Origin of the sequence: Thalassolituus sp. UBA6592, from assembly GCF_002433655.1 — a bacterium.
Classification (GTDB): domain Bacteria; phylum Pseudomonadota; class Gammaproteobacteria; order Pseudomonadales; family Oceanobacteraceae; genus Venatoribacter.
Genome location: NZ_DJIO01000016.1, coordinates 2,386 through 2,862 on the forward strand (window position 1 = coordinate 2,386; position 477 = coordinate 2,862).

The window sequence follows — 477 nt, forward strand, 5'->3', positions numbered from 1 at the left end:
CTCAACGCCTTTAGGCAGTTTCAGTTCAGACAGGTGAACAACAGTGCCAACTTCAACTGCAGCCATATCTACTTCTACGAACTCTGGCAGGTCGCCAGCGGAGCAGATGATGTCCAGAGCAGTCATCTGGTGAGTGATCTTACCACCGCCCAGTTTAACGCCTACGCAGCTTTCTTCGTTAACGAAGTGCAGAGGAACAGTCGCTTTAATTTTGGTGGACTTGTTCACGCGCAGGAAGTCAGCGTGCCATACCATTGGCTTGGCTGGGTGACGCTGCAGGTCTTTCAGTACAACCTGCTCATCTTTACCGGCAACGCTCAGAGTGATGATGCTGCTGTAGAAAGCTTCGTCTTCCAGCAGTTTGTTCAGCTCGTTTGCTTTCAGAACGATAGCAGTTGGTTTACGGTCGTTACCGCCGGCTTTACCGCCGTATACGATTGCTGGTACGCCGTTTTCGCGACGCAGGCGGCGGCTCGC

General features: G+C 52.6%; 1 protein-coding gene. It reads right to left on the reverse strand.

Annotated elements, in window-relative coordinates:
* On the reverse strand, positions 1-477 hold a 477-nt coding region (locus tag B2Z72_RS01375), incomplete at both ends, for a 50S ribosomal protein L25/general stress protein Ctc (protein ID WP_297004031.1).